The 4,733-nt window shown below is 60.3% G+C and carries 5 protein-coding genes and 1 pseudogene; 2 read left to right on the top strand and 4 right to left on the bottom strand.

The features are described 5' to 3' along the window. A pseudogene (locus WCA53_RS24415) lies at window positions 1-277 on the bottom strand (sulfate ABC transporter permease subunit CysT); the annotation flags it as partial. 16 nt (window positions 278-293) lie between these two features. Next, window positions 294-1,319 (bottom strand): sulfate ABC transporter substrate-binding protein, encoded by a 1,026-nt coding sequence (locus WCA53_RS24410; RefSeq protein WP_423916496.1) that lies wholly within the window; start codon window positions 1,317-1,319, stop codon window positions 294-296. A 293-nt stretch (window positions 1,320-1,612) separates the two neighbouring features. Here WCA53_RS24410 and lexA point away from each other — a divergent pair, with 293 nt between their 5' ends. Continuing rightward, entirely contained in the window at window positions 1,613-2,269 is a 657-nt protein-coding gene (gene lexA / locus WCA53_RS24405) for a transcriptional repressor LexA (protein WP_423916502.1), read from the top strand. A 91-nt stretch (window positions 2,270-2,360) separates the two neighbouring features. Next, entirely contained in the window at window positions 2,361-2,738 is a 378-nt protein-coding gene (locus WCA53_RS24400; protein ID WP_423916494.1) for a hypothetical protein, read from the top strand. A 128-nt stretch (window positions 2,739-2,866) separates the two neighbouring features. Here the strand turns inward: WCA53_RS24400 and WCA53_RS24395 are convergent, their stop codons facing one another. Continuing rightward, the gene (locus tag WCA53_RS24395) at window positions 2,867-3,130 is read right to left on the bottom strand and encodes a DUF2866 domain-containing protein (protein WP_423916492.1); all 264 of its coding nucleotides are present in this window, start codon (window positions 3,128-3,130) and stop codon (window positions 2,867-2,869) included. Between the two features lie 151 nt (window positions 3,131-3,281). Continuing rightward, window positions 3,282-4,667, bottom strand: a complete 1,386-nt coding sequence (gene radA, locus WCA53_RS24390; protein ID WP_423916499.1) for a DNA repair protein RadA — start codon at window positions 4,665-4,667, stop codon at window positions 3,282-3,284. Window positions 4,668-4,733: the final 66 nt, after the last annotated feature.

The raw sequence follows: 4,733 nt of genomic DNA, 5'->3' as shown, positions 1-4,733 counted from the left end.
GAAAGGTATAGCGCACCAGCACCCACGCGACCAGGAAGCCGAACACGGCATTGATCAGCGCCCCGCCGAGCGCGGCGAAAAATGTCAGCCGATACGACGCCAGCACGCGCGGTGACGTCACCGCGCGCACGAACTGCGCCCAGTCGAGCGTCGCGGTCTTGGCAAAGGTGGCGGCGAGCGGAATCAGCACCACGAGGCTCAAATACGCCACCGTGATGCCGAGGGTCAGGCCGAAGCCGGGCAATGCGCTCGGTTTGCGGAAAGTGAAGGTTGTCATCGGCGAATCATCCCGCTCACTGCGGCTGGTAGATCGAATCGAATACGCCGCCGTCGACAAAGTGCGTCTTTTGGGCCTTGGTCCAGCCACCGAAGGTATCGTCGATGGTGTAAAGCTTGATCTTCGGGAACTGTTTGGTCAGCGCGGCCGGCACCTGCGTTGAACGCGGCCGATAAAAATTGCGCGCCGCGATTTCCTGCCCTTCCTCGCTATACAAGTACTTGAGGTACGCCTCGGCGAGCTTGCGCGTGCCATGACGATCGACCACCTTGTCGACCACGGCAACCGGCGGCTCGGCCAGGATGCTCACGGACGGCACCACGATCTCGAACTTGTCCGCGCCAAATTCCTTCAGCGACAAGAACGCCTCGTTCTCCCATGCGATCAGCACGTCGCCTTGTCCTCGTTGCACGAAGCTGGTGGTCGCGCCGCGCGCGCCGGAATCGAGCACCCCTGCATTCTTGTAAAGCTTGGTGACGAACTCCTTGGCGGTCTGGTCGTTGCCGCCGGGCAGGTGCTCGGCGTACGCCCAGGCGGCGAGGTAATTCCAGCGCGCGCCGCCCGACGTCTTGGGGTTCGGCGTCACGATCGACACACCCGGGCGGATCAGATCGGGCCAGTCCTTGATCTGCTTCGGATTGCCTTTGCGCACGAGGAAAACAATCGTCGACGTGTACGGCGATGCGTTGTCCGGCAAGCGTTTCTGCCAGTCCGGCGCGACCAGACCCTTTGCCGCCAGCGCATCGATGTCATACGCGAGCGCCAGCGTGACCACATCCGCCTGCAGGCCGTCGAGGACCGAACGTGCCTGGCCGCCCGAACCCCCATGCGACTGCTTGAAAGTCACCGACTCGCCCGTTTCAGCCTTCCACTTCTTGCCGAAAGACTGGTTGAAGTCCTGGTACAACTCGCGTGTCGGGTCATACGACACATTGAGAAACGAGGTGTCGGCATGCGCTTGCGCAATCATCCCAACGCCCAATAGCCAAGTCGCGAGCCACCGTCTAACACCCGCCCCCAAACCCGAATTTCGACTTTGCATTCCCCGTTTCCCGTTTTTTGTAATCAATAAACGGAGTCTATCGACGCGCCTTCATTAGTAAAAATAATAGTTATTCATTTTTTAAGATGAAAAAGTGCTAACGACGGCTGGACGCGGCGCTCCGGCAGACGAACGGGCGTCCCAACGCGCGTTTTGGCCAGTCTGTGGGAGGTTGACGACGGCGTACTTAAAGTAAAGCTTGAAAAGAGATGAATACTGTATAAAACTACAGTCATCTGTTCATCCATACAGTAGACGAACGGCCTACATGGAGCACCCCGCACGTGACTAAATTGAGCAAGTTGACCGCCCGGCAGCAGGAAGTATTCGAGTTGATCCAGCGCGCCATCGACCGGACGGGGTTTCCGCCCACGCGCGCGGAGATCGCGGCCGAACTGGGCTTCAGTTCTGCCAACTCGGCCGAAGAACACCTGAGGGCATTGGCGCGTAAGGGCGTGATTGAGCTTGCAGCCGGTTCGTCGCGCGGCATTCGCTTGCTGAATAACGGCCATACCGACGACACCCCGCATCAGTTCACGTTGCCCCACGCAAGCATCATGCAGTTGTCCTTGCCGCTGGTCGGGCGTGTCGCTGCGGGTAGTCCGATTCTCGCGCAGGAACATATCTCGAGGCATTACGCCTGCGATCCGGCGCTTTTCTCAAGCAAGCCGGACTATTTGCTGAAAGTCCGGGGCTTATCCATGCGCGACGCGGGCATCTTCGATGGTGACCTGCTCGCTGTGCAGAAGAAAAGCGAAGCGAAAGACGGCCAGATTGTCGTGGCACGGCTTGGAGACGACGTTACCGTGAAGCGCTGGAAGCGTCGGCCGGATGGTGTCGAGTTGATCGCCGAGAACCCCGATTACGAAAATATCTTCGTGGCTTCGGGTAGCGACGACTTCGCGCTGGAAGGCATTGCGGTGGGATTGATCCGTTCAGGCGAGCTCTGATCGCTCGACAAAGCTTTGTGTCTTAAATGACGTGACGGACACCGCAGCGGCGGCGAGCCGGTGCGCGTCCTATCGTCTTCGGAGAAACATCATGGAACGCTTTGTCCGTTTATTTTCTGGCGCGTCTTTAACACCTTCCTTCGTGCCGGCACCCTTGCCTGTGCGCGCATTCGGCCGCTTGCGGCATTTGCGCTCGCTGATCTCCTGCAAGGTGCCGAAGACGACGCCCGTTCCTGATCTCCTCGCGGGACTGCCCTCGCTACCAGTACTACCGTCGCGGCAGCCTGCGTTCGCGCGGGTTTCGCTGAACACCTGCGTGCATGCGCAATCCGAGCAACGGGCGCCGGTGCGGGTTTATCGTGGAGATACGCGCGTCATTCTAGTTGGCAATATCGACGCGGTATCGCGAATGATTGACCGGTGCATTGACGAGGAACGCGCGGGTGTTCAAAGCGGGCTGTTCGCTTGAGCCACGGCCCGAAGGTGTTTCTCGGGTTGCGTGGGGACCGCCGGTTTCGACCGGTCTCAATTCGCGTGCAGCGCAATGCAGCGCGGATATGCGCACTACGCTAGCAGACCAAGCCAGTCTGCCCACCCCTACCGCCTTGGCAGTGTCTCCCTCGGCAACCGTTCGTCGTCGACCAAAAAGTGCTTGCGCCCCTTGACGTGTCGCCTGATGGTTGCGACCACTTCATCTTCGGTCACATTCGCCGCCACCACACGGCGCGAAATCTGTCCTTCTGCGTCGATCCATTCAACAATTCTGCAACCTCCGCCCCAGGGCTGCTGGATTGGAGCAGATACTCGGCATCCACGCAGATGGAACGAAGGATGTGACGGTGTTTGATCAGCGTGTTTCAAGGCGTCGTCCTTTTCCGCTCGTATCGGGGTTAATCACGATAGAAGCATAAAAAAAGCGCGCGCCGCGTGGGTTACACGCAACACCGACTTGGTTACGCGGCGTTACGAGGGGCCGGATCCATGACTGATCGGACCCTGATCGGGCGACCCATCACGCGAGCGAGCGCACACGATCGATCGCTTCTTCGATCCGGTCTACCGCAATGACCTGGAGGCCATCAATAGGCTGCTTCGGCGCATTCGCCTTCGGAATCAAGGCTATCGAGAAACCAAGCTTCGCCGCTTCCTTCAAGCGATCCTGACCGCGCGGCGACGGCCGGATTTCTCCAGCCAGCCCGACTTCGCCAAACACGATCAGACCTTTGGGCAGCGCTTTGTTACGCATTGAAGAATGAATCGCGAGCAGCACGGCGAGATCGGCGGCGGGTTCCGTGATCTTCACGCCACCCACGGCATTCAGAAAGACGTCCTGATCGAAGCACGCGATACCCGCGTGGCGATGCAGCACCGCCAGCAGCAACGCGAGCCGGTTCTGCTCCAGACCCACAGCGAGACGACGCGGATTGGGGACATGCGCGGTGTCCACCAACGCCTGCACTTCCACCAGCAACGGCCGTGATCCTTCCTGCGTCACCAGCACGCACGAACCCGGCACGCTCTGCTCATGCTGCGATAAAAACAGCGCCGATGGATTCGCCACGCCGCGCAAACCGCGCTCGGTCATCGCGAAAACACCCAGTTCGTTCACCGCGCCAAAGCGGTTCTTGAATGCGCGCACGAGGCGGAACGACGAGTGCGTGTCACCCTCGAAGTACAGCACCGTGTCGACGATGTGCTCCAGCACACGCGGCCCCGCGAGATTGCCTTCCTTCGTCACGTGGCCAACCATGATGATTGCCGTGCCCGTCTGCTTTGCGATCCGGGTGAGCTGTGCGGCGCATTCGCGAACCTGCGCGACGGACCCGGGCGCGGAGCTCAGCGCTTCGGAATAGACCGTCTGGATGGAGTCGATAACGGCGACTTCCGGCCGTTCCGAATCGATGGTCGCCTGGATTCGTTCGAGTTGGATTTCGGCCAGCAACCGGAGATCAGGCGCAGGCGCGCCTGAATCGCCCAGTAGTCCGAGGCGCTGCGCGCGCAATGCAATCTGCGCCCCCGATTCTTCGCCACTGATATAGAGCGCAGGCCGCTCGCGCGCGATTTCCGCCAGCGATTGCAACAGCAACGTAGATTTGCCGATGCCCGGGTCGCCGCCAATCAGGACCACGCCGCCCGCCACCAGGCCGCCGCCCAGGACACGATCGAATTCACCGATTCCGGTCGTAAAACGCGGCACGTCGGACGCCTCGATCTCCGACAAACGCTGCACCGGCGAGGTTTTCGCCAGCGCCTGGAAGCGATGCACCGAGGGCGACTCCGCCACCGACTCGACCAACGTATTCCACGTCCCGCAGGCAGGACATTGCCCCTGCCATTTCGGCGCCTGTCCGCCGCATTCGGTACACACGTAAAGCGTCTTGACCTTCGCTACTTTCACCACTCGCCTTCCTGAAAACCGTTGACCTGCTCTAACAACGCTCACCTCGGTAACGCTCACCCAATC

Source organism: Caballeronia sp., from assembly GCF_049581465.1.
Lineage (GTDB): Bacteria > Pseudomonadota > Gammaproteobacteria > Burkholderiales > Burkholderiaceae > Caballeronia.
Note: the sequence above shows the minus strand (reverse complement) of the source record. Positions and strands in the feature narration are given on the sequence as shown.

Excerpts from the sequence above, each read along its gene's own strand:
- WCA53_RS24410 (WP_423916496.1), bottom strand. The coding sequence starts at position 1,319 with ATGCAAAGTCGAAATTCGGGTTTGGGGGCGGGTGTTAGACGGTGGCTC.
- WCA53_RS24400 (WP_423916494.1), top strand. The coding sequence starts at position 2,361 with ATGGAACGCTTTGTCCGTTTATTTTCTGGCGCGTCTTTAACACCTTCC.